General features: G+C 68.0%; 9 protein-coding genes. 1 reads left to right on the forward strand and 8 read right to left on the reverse strand.

Going from position 1 to position 15,050, the window contains the following annotated elements; genetic code table 11:
• Positions 1 to 381: 381 nt before the first annotated feature.
• From PI990_RS14680 to pvdM, 5 genes are all read right to left on the reverse strand, one after another.
• Entirely contained in the window at positions 382 to 2,787 is a 2,406-nt protein-coding gene (locus PI990_RS14680; protein WP_271661303.1) for a TonB-dependent siderophore receptor, read from the reverse strand.
• A 148-nt stretch (positions 2,788 to 2,935) separates the two neighbouring features.
• Positions 2,936 to 4,585: a cyclic peptide export ABC transporter gene (locus PI990_RS14685; protein ID WP_271661095.1), complete on the reverse strand. Its 1,650-nt coding sequence runs from the start codon at positions 4,583 to 4,585 to the stop codon at positions 2,936 to 2,938.
• Positions 4,586 to 4,696: 111 nt separating this feature from the next.
• On the reverse strand, positions 4,697 to 5,551 hold the full coding sequence (pvdO, locus tag PI990_RS14690) for a dihydropyoverdine dehydrogenase (protein ID WP_271661096.1): 855 nt from the start codon (positions 5,549 to 5,551) through the stop codon (positions 4,697 to 4,699).
• 26 nt (positions 5,552 to 5,577) lie between these two features.
• Complete coding sequence (gene pvdN / locus PI990_RS14695) at positions 5,578 to 6,867, reverse strand: pyoverdine-tailoring periplasmic protein PvdN (RefSeq protein WP_271661097.1); 1,290 nt, start codon at positions 6,865 to 6,867, stop codon at positions 5,578 to 5,580.
• Positions 6,867 to 8,240 carry a pyoverdine-tailoring dipeptidase-like protein PvdM gene (pvdM, locus tag PI990_RS14700; RefSeq protein WP_271661098.1) on the reverse strand — a complete coding sequence of 458 codons (1,374 nt, stop codon included), beginning with the start codon at positions 8,238 to 8,240 and terminating at the stop codon, positions 6,867 to 6,869. Before pvdM ends, pvdN begins: the two co-directional genes overlap by 1 nt.
• Before the next feature lie 173 nt (positions 8,241 to 8,413).
• Here pvdM and pvdP point away from each other — a divergent pair, with 173 nt between their 5' ends.
• The gene (gene pvdP, locus PI990_RS14705) at positions 8,414 to 10,045 is read left to right on the forward strand and encodes a pyoverdine maturation tyrosinase PvdP (RefSeq protein ID WP_271661099.1); all 1,632 of its coding nucleotides are present in this window, start codon (positions 8,414 to 8,416) and stop codon (positions 10,043 to 10,045) included.
• 133 nt (positions 10,046 to 10,178) lie between these two features.
• Here pvdP and PI990_RS14710 read toward each other — a convergent pair whose 3' ends face one another.
• Genes PI990_RS14710 through PI990_RS14720 form a run of 3 tightly spaced genes read right to left on the reverse strand, consistent with a single transcriptional unit; the run spans position 10,179 to position 14,931 of the window.
• Positions 10,179 to 11,813: an efflux transporter outer membrane subunit gene (locus PI990_RS14710; RefSeq protein ID WP_271661100.1), complete on the reverse strand. Its 1,635-nt coding sequence runs from the start codon at positions 11,811 to 11,813 to the stop codon at positions 10,179 to 10,181.
• Entirely contained in the window at positions 11,810 to 13,786 is a 1,977-nt protein-coding gene (locus PI990_RS14715; protein WP_271661101.1) for a MacB family efflux pump subunit, read from the reverse strand. Before PI990_RS14715 ends, PI990_RS14710 begins: the two co-directional genes overlap by 4 nt.
• On the reverse strand, positions 13,783 to 14,931 hold the full coding sequence (locus PI990_RS14720; protein ID WP_184489139.1) for an efflux RND transporter periplasmic adaptor subunit: 1,149 nt from the start codon (positions 14,929 to 14,931) through the stop codon (positions 13,783 to 13,785). The genes PI990_RS14715 and PI990_RS14720 overlap by 4 nt, the downstream gene beginning before the upstream one ends.
• Positions 14,932 to 15,050: the final 119 nt, after the last annotated feature.

Below are 15,050 nucleotides of genomic sequence, written 5' to 3' on the forward strand. Positions count from 1 at the left end.
GCATGGATGCCGCGAGAGGCGCGCCAGGCCATGGATGGCCCATCGCGCCGGCCCCCAGAGCAACGATGGAGTGAGGGAACCCGACGCAGTCGGGCCGGATGATGGGGCAAGTTTTTTGGTTCCTTTTCAACGATTGGAAAAGGGACTCGCCCGGGTGGGCGAAACCAGAAACATCACCAGGGCTCGGCAATCAGCTGGACTCAAATCCTCTAGCAACACTTAACGCAGACAGAGCCATAGCACCTGGCGGCCCAGGCCGCGCAAGGCCCGGTTTTTTCATGGGCGGAGGAGGGGATGTCCGTCCCCGAATGCTGGCCTCGACCCTGCACGGCAGCCATAAAAAAACCGGGCCTAAGCCCGGTTTCTTCATGCCGCTGGCGTTCACCAGTCGTAGGACACCTCGACCGAAGCGACACGCTCCTGGCCGTAGTAGCAGCCGAACGAGTAGTTGCAGTCCGACACGTATTCGCGGTCGAAGAGGTTCTGCACGTTCAGGCTGGCCTGGAGGCCTCGCATATCGCTGGAGAGCTTGCCCAGGTCATAGCTGAGGGTGGTGTCGTAGACGACATAGGACGGGGTGTGAAAACTGTTGGCGGCGTCGCCCGGCTTGCGGCCGGTGTAGCGCGCGCCCACGCCCCAGGTGAGGCCGGCGAGGGGCGCCTGGACGAAGTGGTAGTCGACCCAGGCGGTCGCGGACACGGGGGCCTGCGCCTCGCTGCGGTTGTCTTCGTTGCCGTAGGTTTCCTTGGTGTAGAAGGAGTCGATGTAGGTCGCGGCCGCGAGCACGTCGATGTTCTCGATGCTGGACTTGACCTCCAGCTCGATGCCTCGGGAGCGCACTTCACCCTGTTGCGACTGGTACTGGGGGTATTCGACGTCCCCGGTCAGCACGTTCTTCTGCTCGATCTGGAAAACCGCGGCGGTGATCAGGGTCTTCTCATAGGGCTGGTACTTCACGCCCACTTCGTACTGTTCGCCTTCGGTCGGCTCGAATGCCTTGCCACCGCGCTCGGGGGCGGCGGTGCCGACGGTCGGCAGGAAGGACTCGGAGTAGCTGACGTAGGGCGCCAGGCCGAAGTCGGTGACGTAGGTCAGGCCCACGCGACCGGTGAACTTGTGGTCACGCTGTTCGGTGATGGTGTCGGCCAGCAGGTCCTTGTTCTCCACCTCGGCCCAGTCCTTGCGGCCGCCGATGGTCAGGATCCAGCTGTCGAGCTTGATCTGGTCCTGGGCGTAGAGGCCGATCTGGCGGATGGTGTTGTCCCACTTGGTGTCCAGCACGGGCGTCAGGCTGCTGGTGTCGTAGTTGTTCTTGCCGTACAGGTCCACCGGCAGCACGTTGTAGGCGTTGTAGCCGTCGTACTTGCGGTTGAAGTGGCGGTAGTCGATCCCCGCCAGGGTGGTGTGCTCCAGGGCGCCGGTGTTGAACTTGAACTCCAGGTTGTTATCCAGCGTGTAGGCGGTGTTGTGCTGTTGCCAGTCCAGCTTCACGCGGTTGGCGCGGGTGTAGTCGGTGTCGCCGTTGGTGTCGGTCGCGAAGCTGCGCAGGTAGAAGCCCTTGTAGCGGTCGCGCACGTCGATGTAACGGGCGGTGGAGCGGAATTTCAGGTCATCGGTGAGGCTCTGGGTGAAGTCGTAGCCCAGGATGTACTGGTCGCGCTTGTAGTCGTTGTACTTGGAGTCGCCGGCGAAGAAGTCGCGGTCGATCTTCTGCCCGTTGGGGCCACGGACCAGGCTGCCGACCATCGGCAGGGCCTGGTAGTCGAACAGGCCGTCGTCACGCTGGATCTGCGCCAGCAGGGTCAGGGAGGTGTCTTCCGACGGGGCCCAGGTCAGGCTGGGAGCGAGCAGCAGCCGTTCGTTGTTGGTGTGCGCGACCTGCTCGTTGCCTTTCTTGGCCAGGCCGACCAGGCGATAGGAGAACTGCTTCTCCTCGTCGATGGGGCCGCTGGTGTCGAAGGCACCGTTCACCCGGTGGTAGCTGCCCAGGCCGAACTTCACCTGGCTGCGCTGCTCGGTGGTCGGGCGCTTGGACACCATGTTCACCACGCCGCCGGGCTGGTTCTGCCCGTAGAGGACCGAGGACGGCCCCTTGAGCACTTCGACGCGTTCCAGGGTGTAGGGGTCGATCTGCGGTGCACCGCCCAGGCTGCCCGCGTAGGGCAGGTAGGCGCCGTCCAGGTACAGCGGGGTCGGGGCGAAGCCGCGGCTGGTGATCTCGTCGGCGATGGCGTTGCGATCGGTGAAACCGTTGACGCCGAGGCCGGGCGTGTAGCGCAGGGCCTGGGTCAGGTTGCGGGCGCCCTGGGTTTCGATCTGGTCGGCGGTGACGACGTTGATGGCCTGGGGGATCTCCAGGATCGGGGTGTCGGTCTTGGTGCCGGTGGCGCTGCGGGTGGCCACGTAGCCGTCGACGGGGCCATAGGCCGATTCGGTCGACTGGCCGGAGATGTTGATGGTGCTCAGCTCGAGGGAGTCGGAGGCGGAGCGCTTCTGCAGGATGGCGGTGTTGTTCTGCAGGCTGAAGGACAGGTTGGTGCCCGCCAGCATCCGCGCCAGGGCCTTGTCGGTGGAGAACCGGCCGACGACCGCCTGGCTGCGCAGGCCCTGGACGTCATCGGCGCTGTACAGCACCTGGAGGTCGGCCTGCTTGCCCAGGGTCAGCAGCGCGCTGGCCAGTGACTGGGCGGGAATGTTGAATTCGATCTCCTGGGCTTGTACCTGGGCGGCAACCGCCATGGAGAAGGCGAAGCCTAGCGCGGTGGCGTTGAAACCCGGCTGAAGCATACGGCGCATGAGCAATGCCTTGGTGAGGTTCGTAAGTCCCGGTAGCGCTGGCATGGTGGTCCTCTTGGTCGTCGAAGTGGTGGCGTTGTTTTTGATTTTTGATAAGACGGATGGCACTGAAAAAACCGGAAATAAGAATCGTGATCAATCACGCTGTCTGCAATTCGCTCACCACTTTCCCCGCTTCCATGCGCACCAGCTGGTCGGCGATGTCGAAATAGCGGTCGTCGTGGGAGATCACGATGATGGTCTTGCCCAGGCGTTTGAGGTCCGGCAGCAGCTCGGTGTAGAAGATGCGGCGGAAGGTGGGGTCCTGGTCGGCGGCCCATTCGTCGAACACCAGCACGGGCCGCTCTTCCAGCCAGGCGTTGACCAGCGCCAGGCGCTTGCGTTGCCCGGTGGACAGGTCGGTGGTGGTGAAGGAGCCGTCCCGGACGCTCACCTTGTGGGCGATCTCCAGGCGTTCCAGGTAGGTGTTGGCGTCTTCGGGCAGGTGCTGGTCGCCCTGGACGACATCGTCGAACAGGTAGTAGTCGGCGAAAATGGTGGTGAACAGCTGGCGGTAGTCATCCCGCGTGCGCGCGTTCACCGCCTGGTCGTTCAGGCGTATCTCGCCATGTTGCGGGGCATAGAGGCCCAGCAGCAGCTTGATCAGGGTGGTCTTGCCGCAGCCGTTCTCGCCGACGATGAAGACGATGTCGCCCTGGTCGATCTTCAGGTTCACCGGGCCGAGGCGGAACGGGGCGCTGCCCTCGACGGCGGGGAAGGCGTAGGACACATCGCGCAGTTCGAGGCTGCTGATGGACTTGTCCGGGCTGCCCTGGGCGTTGAGGAGCAGGTGGGGCTCGGGTGAGGAGAACTGCTCCGACAGCTCGGCGATGCGGCTGAACGCGATCTGTGCCTGGCCGATGATCGGCAGCGTGCCGATCAGGTGTTCCAGCGGCCCCTTCATGTACAGCAGCACCAGGACGAAGCCGCTCATGACCGTCTTGTCGGCGCTCGGCCACATCGACTGCATGGCCAGGGCCAGGCCGATGACCACGAAGAACAGCATCGAGCCGAAGGACTTGGCGATCACGAAGGTGTTGATGGAGCGGATCTGCGTGTTGCAGATGTTCTGGGCCGTCTGTTCGATCCCTGACACGTACATGCGGTTGCGGCGTGGGCGGTGGATCCTCAGTTCCTTGGCGCCCTCGGCGATGGCGCTGTAGTTCTTCTGCAGGTCGTCTTCCCAGTCGCGGGCCTGCATGAAGCCTCTGATCCCCCGCCCTTGGGCGAAGTACTGCACGGTGATGCCGATGACGATGGCCAGCACCAGTATCAGGAACATCGGCCAGGACAGCATGGCCAGGTAGCCCATGCACCCCAGGGTGACGGTGAGTGCGATGGCCAGCGGCGAGAAGGCGAAGGCGAAGTCGCTGATGGTGTCGACGTCATGGGTCAGCACGGGGATCAGGCGATGGGTGCGGAAGCGCTCGATCTGCTCGATCGGCGCCGAGAGCACCTTCTCGCCCAGTTCCTTGCGCAGCTTGGCGATGATGTGCTGCCCGACGTAGTTGGTGCCGATGTCCGAATAGATGGCGCTGCCCAGTGCCAGCAGGCACAGCCCCGCGAAGGCGGCCACGACGCCGCCGCTCAGGCTGGTTTCGGAATGCAGGGCGCCGTTGATGGTCGCCAGCAGCACCGTGACGCTGAGGCCGCCCACCATGCCCAGCACGATGGAGCTGATGACGATCAGTCGGAAAGGTTTGAGCAGCGTGAACAACTCTTTGATCACTCCGCGCGCGGGCCTGTTCATGGGGGGTACCTGCTTGAAGAGTTGGCGGGTGGCCGCTGCCACCCGCTGGGGCGCAACCCGTGGCTGCGCACCTCTTGAACGTCTGGTGACGGGGCAAATTTAGCGGGGGGGCTAAAGCTCCCTGGCGACCCGGAAGCCGATCCAGTCGCCGCGCTCGGTGGTGACCAGTGCATTGCGGTTGCCGGAGCGGGAGAAGATCGGCGCCTCGCCCCAGTCGTTACCGCGGATCTGCACGACCTCGCACGTCTCCTCCATCCACGGGCTGCCATCGGTGGGGGCGCCGACGTAGCTGTCGTGCAGGCAGTCCGCCACCCATTCGTAGACGTTGCCGTGCATGTCGTAGACGCCGAAGGCGTTGGCCGGGAAGGTGCCCGCCGGGGAGGTGAAGTTGTAGCCGTCGGCGGCGCCGTAGGTGTTGGCGTGCTGGGCGATGCTGTACTCCTTGCCTTCGTCGAAGGGGAAGGGGAACGGGCCTTCGCTGCCGGCGCGGGCGGCGTACTCGCGTTCGGATTCGCTGAGCATGCGGTAGTGCTTGCCGGTCTTCTTCGACAGCCAGGCGACATAGGCCTTCACCTCGTCGTAGCTGATGCACACGGCGGGCTGCTCGGGGCCTTGCGGGTAGCTGGGCTTGCCGTTGCTGCACAGGCGGCCGGGGCGGTCGTCGCCGTCGGGGAGGGTGACCTTGGCCTCGCGCTGCCAGGCCTGCAGCTCCTTGGCCAGCACCTGGAACTTGCTGATGGCGAAGGGCTTGGCGAAGGTCACGGTGTGCAGCGGGCCTTCGTCGGGTTGGCGGCCGACTTCGTCGTCGGGGGTGCCCATGGTGAAGCTGCCGGCGGGCAGCACGACCATCTCGGGGCAGTCCTTGCAGTCCTTGAACAGGCTGCCGGGCTTGTTCGCCTCGGCGGCGAAGGCCGGGGCGGCGGCGAACAGGGTGGCCACCAGGGCCAGGGGCTTGAGTGCATGCATGGCGGTTCTCTCGAATGGCGAAAGGGTCAGGCGAGCTGCGGGGCGAGGATGTCCATCACCCGGTCGATCTCGGCTTCGTCGTTGAGCAGGCCGGGGGCCAGGCGCACCACCGGGCCGACGTCGCGGTCCACGGCGTCGCTGATCACCTTGTGCTGCAGCAGGTAGCGGGCCACAGCGTCGCAGTCGCGGCCTTCGACGCGGAAGAAGGTGAAACCCGAGGACAGCGCGGGGCTGCGCGGCGTGACCAGCTGCACCTTGGCGTGCTCGGCGAGGCGGTCCTTGAGGTAGCTGTTGAGCTGGTGGATGCGTGCCTGGACATCGGCCTTGCCCAGCTCCAGGTGCAGCTCGAAGGCCTTGCCCACCGCCAGGCGATGGTCGAAGGCGTGGTAGCCGCCGGGGGTCATCAGGGTGCCGAAGGTCTCGCCCAGGGTGAAGGTGGGCACGCTGGGCACCAGGTAGGGCTGCGGTTTTTCCTCGCGGGCGATGATGACGCCGGTGCCGCGCGGGCCGAACAGCCACTTGTGGGTGCCGGCGATGAAGTAGTCGCAGTTGAAGTCGGCGAAGTTCAGGTCCTCGACGCCGAAGCCGTGGACGCCGTCCACCACGTAGAGGATGCGGTCGGCCTCATCGCGGCCCTGGTTGGCTTCCCTCACCAGCTGGCCGACCTCGCGTGCCGGCAGCTTCACGCCGCTGCCGGATTGCACCCAGGTCATGCCCAGCACGCGGGTTTCCGGGCGGATGGCCTGGCGGATGTTGCCGAGCATCTCGTCCACCGAGGCGCTGTGCGGCGCCTTGAACAGCGGCACGCTGCGCACCCGGGTGCCCATCATCTGCTCGCGGTACTCCAGGCGGGTCATGGTGGAGTAATGCTCGTGGGCGCTGACCAGGATCTCCTTGCCCGGTGCCACCTGCAGACCGCCGTAGATCATCGACAGGCCGTCGGTGGTGCTGCCGGTGAGGGCGACCTGGTTCGGTTGCACGCCGAAATAGCGGCCGGCCCAGGCGCGCACCTCGTTCTCGTAGCCCCAGAGTTCCTCGCGCTCCCAGTCCAGCACTTCGCCGGGGTTCTGGTCGAGGCGGGCGCGGAAGTGGGCGATGGCTTCGCGCACCACGCGGGGGTGGGAGGCGAGGAGGAAGCTGCAGAAGTGCAGGTAGGCCGGGTCCAGGTCGAACTGCTGGCGCAGCGCCTGCCACTTGTCCTTGGCAGGGCTGGCTGGCGGCGTGGCGGCCTGGGCGTGGCCGGCGAGGGTGGAACCCAGGGGCAGGGCGGCAGCGAGTAGGCCGGCCTGCTTGAGGAAGGTACGGCGATCGCTCATCAGCCACGCTCCGCTTGTGGTTGCTCGGCGCTGGCAGCGGCCGGCTTGGCGCGGCGCTGCACCTCTTCCCAGACGCGAAGGAAGTTGCCGCCCCAGAGCTTGGCGATATCGGCGTCGGAGTAGCCGCGCTGGATCAGTTCGGCGGTGAGGTTGCGCGACTCGCCGACGTTCATCCAGCCGTCGACGCCGCCACCGTCGTTGAAGTCGGAAGCGATGCCGACATGGTCGATGCCGACCTTGCGCACGGTGTAGTCGATGGCGTCCACCAGCTCCTTGACGCTGGCACGGGGCTCCTCTTCGAGGATGGCGTAGAGCGAGCTGGCGTATTCGCCGAAGCGCTGCTCTGGCCAGATGGAGATGATCGCGTCACCCGGCATCAGGGCGTTGGCCAGGCCGTCCAGCGGCTGCAGGTCGAAGCGCGCGCGCAGGGCGTTGAGCTTGTCCAGGGTCGGTTTGCTGAGGGGCTTGAGGTAGGCGGGGAAGCCCACCACCTGGATCACGCCGCCGCTGCCCTTGATGGTTTGCAGCTCGCGGTCGCTGAGGTTGCGCGGGATGTCCACCAGCGCGCGCGGCGCCGAGTGGGAGGCAACCATGGGGGCGCGGCTGAGGCGCGCGACGTCTTCCAGGGCCAGGGTGGACATCTGCGACACGTCGATGATCACGCCCAGGTCATTGAGGCGCGCCACCGCCTGCTCGCCCAGGGGCGAGAGGCCGCCGAGGGCATCGACGCTGTCGTTGAAGAAGGGCAACGGGCGCGAGGAGTCGGCCCAGGCGTTGTTGCCCACGTAGCTGAAGCCGAACATGCGCATGCCACGCGCGGCCCAGGTGTCCAGGGCGCTCAGGTTATCGCCCAGGGGGTAGGCGTTGAGCATGCTGATGAAGATGGCGAACTTGCCTTCGCCGTGCAGGCGGCGGAAGTCGGCCGGGGTGTAGGCGATGCCGACCTGGTTGGGGAAGTCGCGCACCATGCCGCTGATGATCTTGTAGCGCAGCTCCTGCTGGTGGCGCGCCTCGTCGACGAAGGCGGCGGTGGGGCGATGGGGCGCGTTGGGGCCGTTCCAGATCTCCGGCCAGCCGAAGATGGTCAGCGCCGCGCCGGAGAGGCGCCCGCGCCCGGCCTTGACCAGGTCAAACTGGCCTTCGCCGTCCTTGTCGACCTCGTTGCCTCCGGTGCCGAAGTCCGGCGGCACGGTGATGTGGCTGTCGAAGGAAAGAATGCGGTCCTGCAGCTCCTCGGCGTGCTTCATCACCTCGCGCGGGTAGCCTTCGGCGGGCCGTGGGAAGAGGACGTACCAGGCCGCAGCAGCGACGAGGGCGAGGAGAAGCGCCAGGGCGACGAGGTAGGGGGCCTTGCTGGAGCGGGTCGTGTTCATTGCCATCCCGTTGATTGCCAGGGTCGATGCGGTTCCGGCGCCCGCCGCTGCGGGGTTCGCCTGTCACGGAGGAACGAGGGTGGCGGCGGGAAATTTAGCGCTGCGGGGGCAGTAAATTTGTATCAGGGCCTCTCGTTCTAGCTGGAGTGGCTGACACGGATACGGATGTGACGATGAGGTTTTCCAGGCGTGGGTTCATGGCGGGGCTGGCGGTGGTCGGGGCGGCAGTGCCTGCGGTGTGGTACGCACGCCAGCCGGTGGACCACGACGACACGCTGGAGAAGGACCAGGTGGAGACCCCTGGCGAGGCCAGTGTCGAGGCCGCCGCAGGCGAGGGCGTGAGCCTCACCGGCAAGCTGCGCGGTATCTGGGACCTGCGCTTCAGCGGCATGGACATCGGCCTGGACGACCTGCCCGTGCAGGGCGTGCAGATGCTCCTCGATATCGGCCCCACCGGGCGCTCCCTGCGCGGCTTCATCGACCTGGGCGAACGCCTGCGTGGCAGCCAAGAGCCCCGTTACCGGGTGCTGGGCGAGCTGGTGGCGGCGGATGCCGGGAAGCTGCGCTGGCGCCTGGTGCCGGTGGGCGAGTCGGCCCCCAGCCATGAACTGGAGGCGATCCTCGACGAGGTCTGGAGCAGTTGGGGCGATGCCGGGGCGGGGACGCTGACCGGGCGCATCCGCCGTATCGACCGGCCACTGGACATGCCCGAGCCGGACAGCCAGTTCGTCGCCACCAAGCGTGCCTTCCCCGAGGCGCACCAGGTCACCCCGCTGGCACCGGCGCTGATGCGCTGGCTGGTGTCCGCCGAGCACCGGCTGTTCCACCAGCTCTGGCACGCCACGCGGGACAAGTGGCACCGCTTCGACGACGCCCGCCGCGATGCCCTGCGCGGCGCCGGCTGGCAGCCCGGCCCGCGTGACGCCGAACGCGGCGCACGGGGGCGGCGCAAGCACCTCAACGGCTCGGGCGAGGACTTCTTCTTCATGCACCGGCACATGCTCGGCCAGGCCCGTGCCCTGCAGCCCGACTTGCCCAACTGGACGCGCCTGCCGCTGCCCTCGCCCTATGTCGAGCACGATCGCCTGGGGTTCATCCGCTACCAGGAGAACCACGACGGCAACTCGGTACCGCCGGCCTGGCTGGCGGCCGATGACGAGGAGCTGAGCGAGTGGCTGCGCGGCGTCAAGGCGGCCGAGACCTTCTTCAGCAACTTCCAGGTCTGGGAATCCCAGTACCAGGACCCGGACTACCTGAGCCGGCTGACCCTGGCGGAGTTCGGCTCCGAGGTGGAGCTGAACATCCACGACTGGCTGCACATGCGCTGGGCCACGGTCACCCGCGACCCATCCAACGGCATGCCGGTGGTGGGCGACCGCGACCAGGCGGACTACGCCGCGCGCTGGTTCCGCGCCGAGAACGACTATCTGGGCGACCCCTTTTCCTCCCATGTGAACCCGGTGTTCTGGCGCTTCCATGGCTGGATCGACGACCGCATCGAGGACTGGTACCGCGCCCATGAGCGCGCCCACCCGGGCGAGGTGCAGCGCCGCGATATCAACGGCGTCTCCTGGTTCGCGCCGGGGCGCTGGGTGGAGGTGCCCGACCCCTGGCTCGGGCCGAGCACCCATGGCTGCGGTGGCATCACCGACGCCGGCGGCGGCATGGGCGAGATGGAGATCGAAGCCATGAAGCTGGCCTTGCGCATCGCTTTCAGTGATGAGGGCGATATCAGCGACCTGCTGCGCCGCACCCCGCGCCGGCCCTGGTATGCGCGCAACCTGAAGTTGCCGGGCAAGGCCTGATCCGGCCTTGGCCCGCGTGGCGGGCATCGCGAATGAATTCGCTCCCACGGGCGATGCTGCGCACTGCTGGGCGAATGAATTCGCCCCTACACAAGCGTGCCGGGATCGGCCTGTGCGCGTGCCTGAATGCCGATCACGAATGAATTCGTTCCCACAGGCAGGGCGTACCCCGGAGCGTAGGGTGGAGGTCGCTTTTTACCTCCACCAGGCGGGGCATCAGGTCGATACCGATGGCGGGTGAGGCGGGATGTAGGTCGGGTGAAACCCGGCGCGTGGTGCATTGCCAATCGCGAATGAATTCGCTCCCACGGGCGATGCTGCGCCTGGTGCGAATCGGGTAGCCCGGGGTGCGTTCGGCCAGCTGATTAGCGTCCGGTGTCCAGCCGCCACCCAGGGCCTTGTAGAGGCCGACGGCGGCTTGCAGGCGGGCGAGGCGCAGTTGCACGGCTTCGTCTTCGGCCTGGTAGAGGCTGCGCTGGGTTTCCAGCACGGTGAGCAGGGTTTCGGCGCCGGCGCGGTAGCGGTTTTCCGCGAGGTCGAAGGCACGTTGCGCCTGGGCCAGCTCCTCGGCTTGCCATTGGCGTTGGCGGTCGAGGCCGTCGATGGCCAGCAGGGCGCGCTCCACATCGCCGAAGGCGGCGACGATGGCGGCACGGTAGTTGGCCAGCAACTCTTCCTCGCGGGCCTGGCGCTGCTGGTGGCTGGCGTCGAGGCGGCCGGCATTGAAGATCGGCGCGGCGAGGCCGGCGGCGACGCCGAAGTAGGGGTTGCGCAGCACGTCGGAGAACTGCTCGGAACCCGTGCCGAGGTTGGCGCTGAGGGTCAGGCTCGGCAGCATCGCGGCGCGGGCGACGCGCACGTCGGCATCGGCGGCGGCCAGGCGGGCTTCGGCGGCGGCGATGTCGGGGCGGCGCCCGAGCAGTTCGCTGGGCAGGCCGGCGCCGGTGCCGGGCCATTGCAGGGCGTCCAGCTTCTCGCCCTTCAGGCTGAGGGTTTGTACCGGTTGGCCGAGCAGGGCGGCGAGGGCGACGCGGGCCTCCCCGGCCTGCTGGTGCAGGCGCTCCAGGGCGCGTTCACGGCCGGCCACCAGGCTGCGCTGCTGGGCGAGTTCCAACTGCGTGGCGGCGCCGGCGCCCTGGCGCGCGTCCACCAGTTGCAGCACCTGGCGGGCATTGTCGAGGTTGCTTTTGGCGATGCGCCGTTGCTCGTCCAGGGCCAGCACCTGCAGGTAGCTGCTGGCGACGCCGGCGAGCAGGGTCAGCTCCAGGGTCGCCTGGTCGAAGCGGGCCGCATCCAGGCCGTGCACGGCACTGTTGCGGGCGGCGCGCTTGCCGCCCCAGAAGTCCAGCTCGTAGCTGGCGCTGAGGCCGGTGGCGTAGGTGTCGAAGCGGGGTTGGTCGGAGGAGGCGTCCAGGGCGCTGAAGCCCTTGTCGCCCAGCAATTGCTGGTAGCTGCCGCTGAGTTCGGCCTTCACCTCGGGCAGCAACGGGGCGCCGGCGATGATCGCAGCCGTGCTGGCCTGGCGCACCCGCGCGCGGCCGGCGGCCAGGTCGAAGCTGCCCTGGCGGGCCTGGTCGATCAGCGCGGCGAGTTCCGGACTGCCGAAGGCGCGCCACCAGTCGGCGGCGAACTGCGCCTGGCGGTTGTCGGCGCTGGCCTGCCAATGGGCGGGCGGCGCGATGCCGGTGGTGGGTGTCTTGTCCGTGCCGGCGCAGGCGCCGAGGGCGAGACACAGGGGCAGCAGGGTGCGGGGCGTGAATACGGTCATGGGCTGCTCAGTGCGGTTACCGGGTCGAGCCGTGCCGCCTTGCGCGCTGGCATGAAGCCAAAGGCGACGCCGGTGGCCAGGGCGCAACCGAAGGCGCCGAGCATGGCCGTGAGGGAGAAGGCGATGGCGACGTCCGCCAGCAGCAGCGCGCCGCCCACCAGCAGGGCGATGGCGATGCCGGCGATGCCGCCGGTGACCGAGAGCAGCGTGGCCTCGGTGAGGAACTGGCGGAGGATGTCGCGCTGGCGGGCGCCGGTGGCCATGCGGATGCCGATTTCACGGGTCCGCTCGCGCACGGTCATGAGCATGATGTTCATCACGCCGATACCGCCCACCAGCAGGGAGATGGCGGCGATGGCACCGAGCATCAGCGAGAGGCTGTTGCGGGTGCTGGCCTCGGCCTGGATCAGCGCGGCGTTGTTGGTCACCTCGAAGTCGCGCACGCCACGGTGCAGGCGCAGCAGCAGGCGGTCGATGGCGGCTTCGGCCTGTTGCACGCGGCTGGCGTCGGCGGCGGCGACCACGACGAAGTCCGGGTCCGGCTTGCCGAACAGGCGGATGCTGGCGGTGGAGTAGGGCACGACGATCTGGGTGTCGGCGTCTTCGTCGCCGGAACTGGCGCCCTTGGCCACCAGGGTGCCGATCACCTGGAAGGGCACGTTCTCGATGAGGATGTGCTGGCCGATGGGGTCGCGCCCGGCGAACAGCTTGTCGCGCACCTTCTGGCCGATCACCGCTACGGTGGCGGCGCTGTCTTCGTCGGCCTGGTCGAAGAAGGCGCCTTCGGCGACGGGCCAGTTGAGGATGCTGGGGAAGTCGATGCCGTTGCCCCGGGTGTAGGCCTGGAAATCGAGGTTGCCGTGGCGTACCAGGGTGTCGCCGCCGGTGACCGGCATGATCCGCTGCACCTGGGGCAGGCCGGACAGCGCGGCGATGTCGGCGAGGGTGACCACGCCCTCGGGCACGCGCGGGTTCGGCGAGAAGCCGGAGAGGTAGATGATGTTGGAGCCGAAGGCGCCCATCTGCGCCATCACCTGGCGCTTGCTGCCTTCGCCGATGGCCAGCATGACCACCACCGAGGCGACGCCGATGACGATGCCGAGCAGGGTCAGGGCGGTGCGGAAGCGGTTCACCCACATCACCCGCCAGGCGGCGCGCAGGGCTTCCAGCAGTTCGCCGCGCCAGGCGCCGGCGGGCAGTTCGCGGCGTTCTTCCAGGCGCTCGCGCAGGCGGCTGGCGGGCAGTGCGCCGGCGTTGCCGCTGGGCAGCTGGCCGTTGGCGCTGTCACTGAGGATGTGGCCGTCGCGCACTTCGATGATGCGTTGGGCGCGGGCGGCCACTTCGCGGTCGTGGGTGATGAGGATCACCGCGTGGCCTTGGGCGGAAAGCTCGTCGAGCAGCTTCATCACCTCGATGCCGCTCCGGCTGTCGAGGGCACCGGTGGGTTCGTCGGCGAGGATCACGTGGCCGCCGTTCATCAGCGCGCGGGCGATGGAGACGCGTTGCTGCTGGCCGCCGGACAGCTGGTGCGGGCGGTTGCCGGCGCGGCTTTCCAGGCCCAGGCGCTGCAGCAGCTCGGCAGCCCGGGCGGCGCGCTCGGGGCCGGGGGTGCCGGCGTAGATGGCCGGCATCTCGACGTTTTCACGGGCCGAGGCGGAGGGAATCAGGTGGTAGCCCTGGAACACGAAGCCGAAGGCCTCGCGGCGCAGCCAGGCCAGTTCGTCGACATCCAGCGCGGCGACGTCGCGGCCGGCGAAGCGGTAGCTGCCGGAGCTGGGGCGGTCGAGGCAGCCGAGGATGTTCATCAGTGTGGATTTGCCGGAGCCCGAGGCGCCGACGATGGCGACGAATTCGCCGGCATCGATGCGCAGGGAGATGCCGCGTAGCACTTCGACTTCCGGGGTGCCGTTGCCGCCGTAGCGCTTGCGGACGTCGACCAGTTCCAGCAGGGCGGGTTCGTGCAGGGCCTTCATGGGGCGGGTTCGCCGATCAGCAGGCGCTCGCCCTCGGCCAGGCCGGACAGCACCTGGACCTGCATGCGGTCGCGCACGCCGGTTTGTACCGGGCGCTCCTCGAGGGCGCCACGGGCACCGACCACCAGCACCATGTCGCCGCCGGCGTCGCCGTCGCGCAGGGCGGCGATGGGCACGGCGAGGGTGTTTTCGGCACGCTGGGAAACGAAATGGACCTGGGCGGTCATCTCGGTCATCAGGGCGTTGTCCTGGTTGTCCACGTCCAGCAGCACGGTGTAGAGCACCACGCGACCGCCGCTGCCGGTGGGGCTGCCGCCGCCCTGGCTGAGCTGGTCGAGGGGGCGCGGCGGCAAGGGCAGCACCTGGCGCACGCGGGCTTCCCAGCGACGGCCTTCGCCGCTGAGGGTGGTGAACCAGGCGGGCATGCCGGGGCGCACGCGGCCGATATCGGCTTCGGAAACCTGGGCCCAGACCGTCATCGGCGAGAGCTTGGCGATGCGCAGGATCAGCGGCGTCTGCTGCTGGGCGTTGAGGGTCTGGCCGACGCGGGCGTCGACGGCGACCACGGTGCCGGAGATAGGGGCGTAGATGCGCGTGTAGCCGAGCTCGGCCTCGTCGCTGCGCAGTGTGGCCTGGGCCTGGCGGATCTGCGCCTGGATCATGGCGATGCGCGCCTGGGTGGAGCGCTGCTGGGCGTGGGCCACCTGCAGGTCTTCGTCACGGGTGGCGCCGCTGGCGGCGAGCTTCTGCTGGCGGGCGTACTGCTGCCGGGCCAGTTCGTGCTGGGCCCGTTGTTCTTCCAGCTGGGCCTTGAGGGTGTCGATGGAGGAGCGCCCGGCGTCGACCCGTGCCTGTTGGGTGGAGGGGTCGATCTCCACCAACAGCTGGCCTTCCTCGACCGTGTCGCCGGCTTCCACGTGGAGCTTCTGGATCTGCCCGGACGCCTGGGCGCCGACGTCGACGTAGCGCCGGGGCTGCAGGGTGCCGAGGGCGCTGACGCTGCTTTCGATGCTGGTGACCGCCACGCGCACAGTGTCGCCTTCGTGGATGCCGTCCGGCAGGGCCTTCCAGGCGGCCAGGGCGATGAGGGGGACGAGCAGCAGCGGGGCGAGGATCAGGCGGCGTGAAAGTCGTGGGGCGCTCATGGAGATGTCCGGCTCTGGGTGGGGCCCTGGCCGGCGCGGTGCGGCAGCCGAAGGGGCGCTGCCAGTTGAACGAGCTAAGGGCGGGGAAATTTACCGGGCGGTGCGTCCTTGGCGGCCCG

The organism is Pseudomonas sp. TUM22785, assembly GCF_028198105.1.
In the GTDB taxonomy this organism is placed as follows: domain Bacteria; phylum Pseudomonadota; class Gammaproteobacteria; order Pseudomonadales; family Pseudomonadaceae; genus Metapseudomonas; species Metapseudomonas solani.

Bases quoted from the DNA above. Each gene is read 5' to 3' on its own strand.
- PI990_RS14710 (WP_271661100.1), bottom strand. From the start codon at position 11,813: ATGACCGTATTCACGCCCCGCACCCTGCTGCCCCTGTGTCTCGCCCTC.
- PI990_RS14685 (WP_271661095.1), bottom strand. From the start codon at position 4,585: ATGAACAGGCCCGCGCGCGGAGTGATCAAAGAGTTGTTCACGCTGCTC.
- pvdO (WP_271661096.1), bottom strand. From the start codon at position 5,551: ATGCATGCACTCAAGCCCCTGGCCCTGGTGGCCACCCTGTTCGCCGCC.
- pvdM (WP_271661098.1), bottom strand. From the start codon at position 8,240: ATGAACACGACCCGCTCCAGCAAGGCCCCCTACCTCGTCGCCCTGGCG.
- pvdP (WP_271661099.1), top strand. From the start codon at position 8,414: ATGAGGTTTTCCAGGCGTGGGTTCATGGCGGGGCTGGCGGTGGTCGGG.
- PI990_RS14720 (WP_184489139.1), bottom strand. From the start codon at position 14,931: ATGAGCGCCCCACGACTTTCACGCCGCCTGATCCTCGCCCCGCTGCTG.
- PI990_RS14715 (WP_271661101.1), bottom strand. From the start codon at position 13,786: ATGAAGGCCCTGCACGAACCCGCCCTGCTGGAACTGGTCGACGTCCGC.
- PI990_RS14680 (WP_271661303.1), bottom strand. From the start codon at position 2,787: ATGCTTCAGCCGGGTTTCAACGCCACCGCGCTAGGCTTCGCCTTCTCC.
- pvdN (WP_271661097.1), bottom strand. From the start codon at position 6,867: ATGAGCGATCGCCGTACCTTCCTCAAGCAGGCCGGCCTACTCGCTGCC.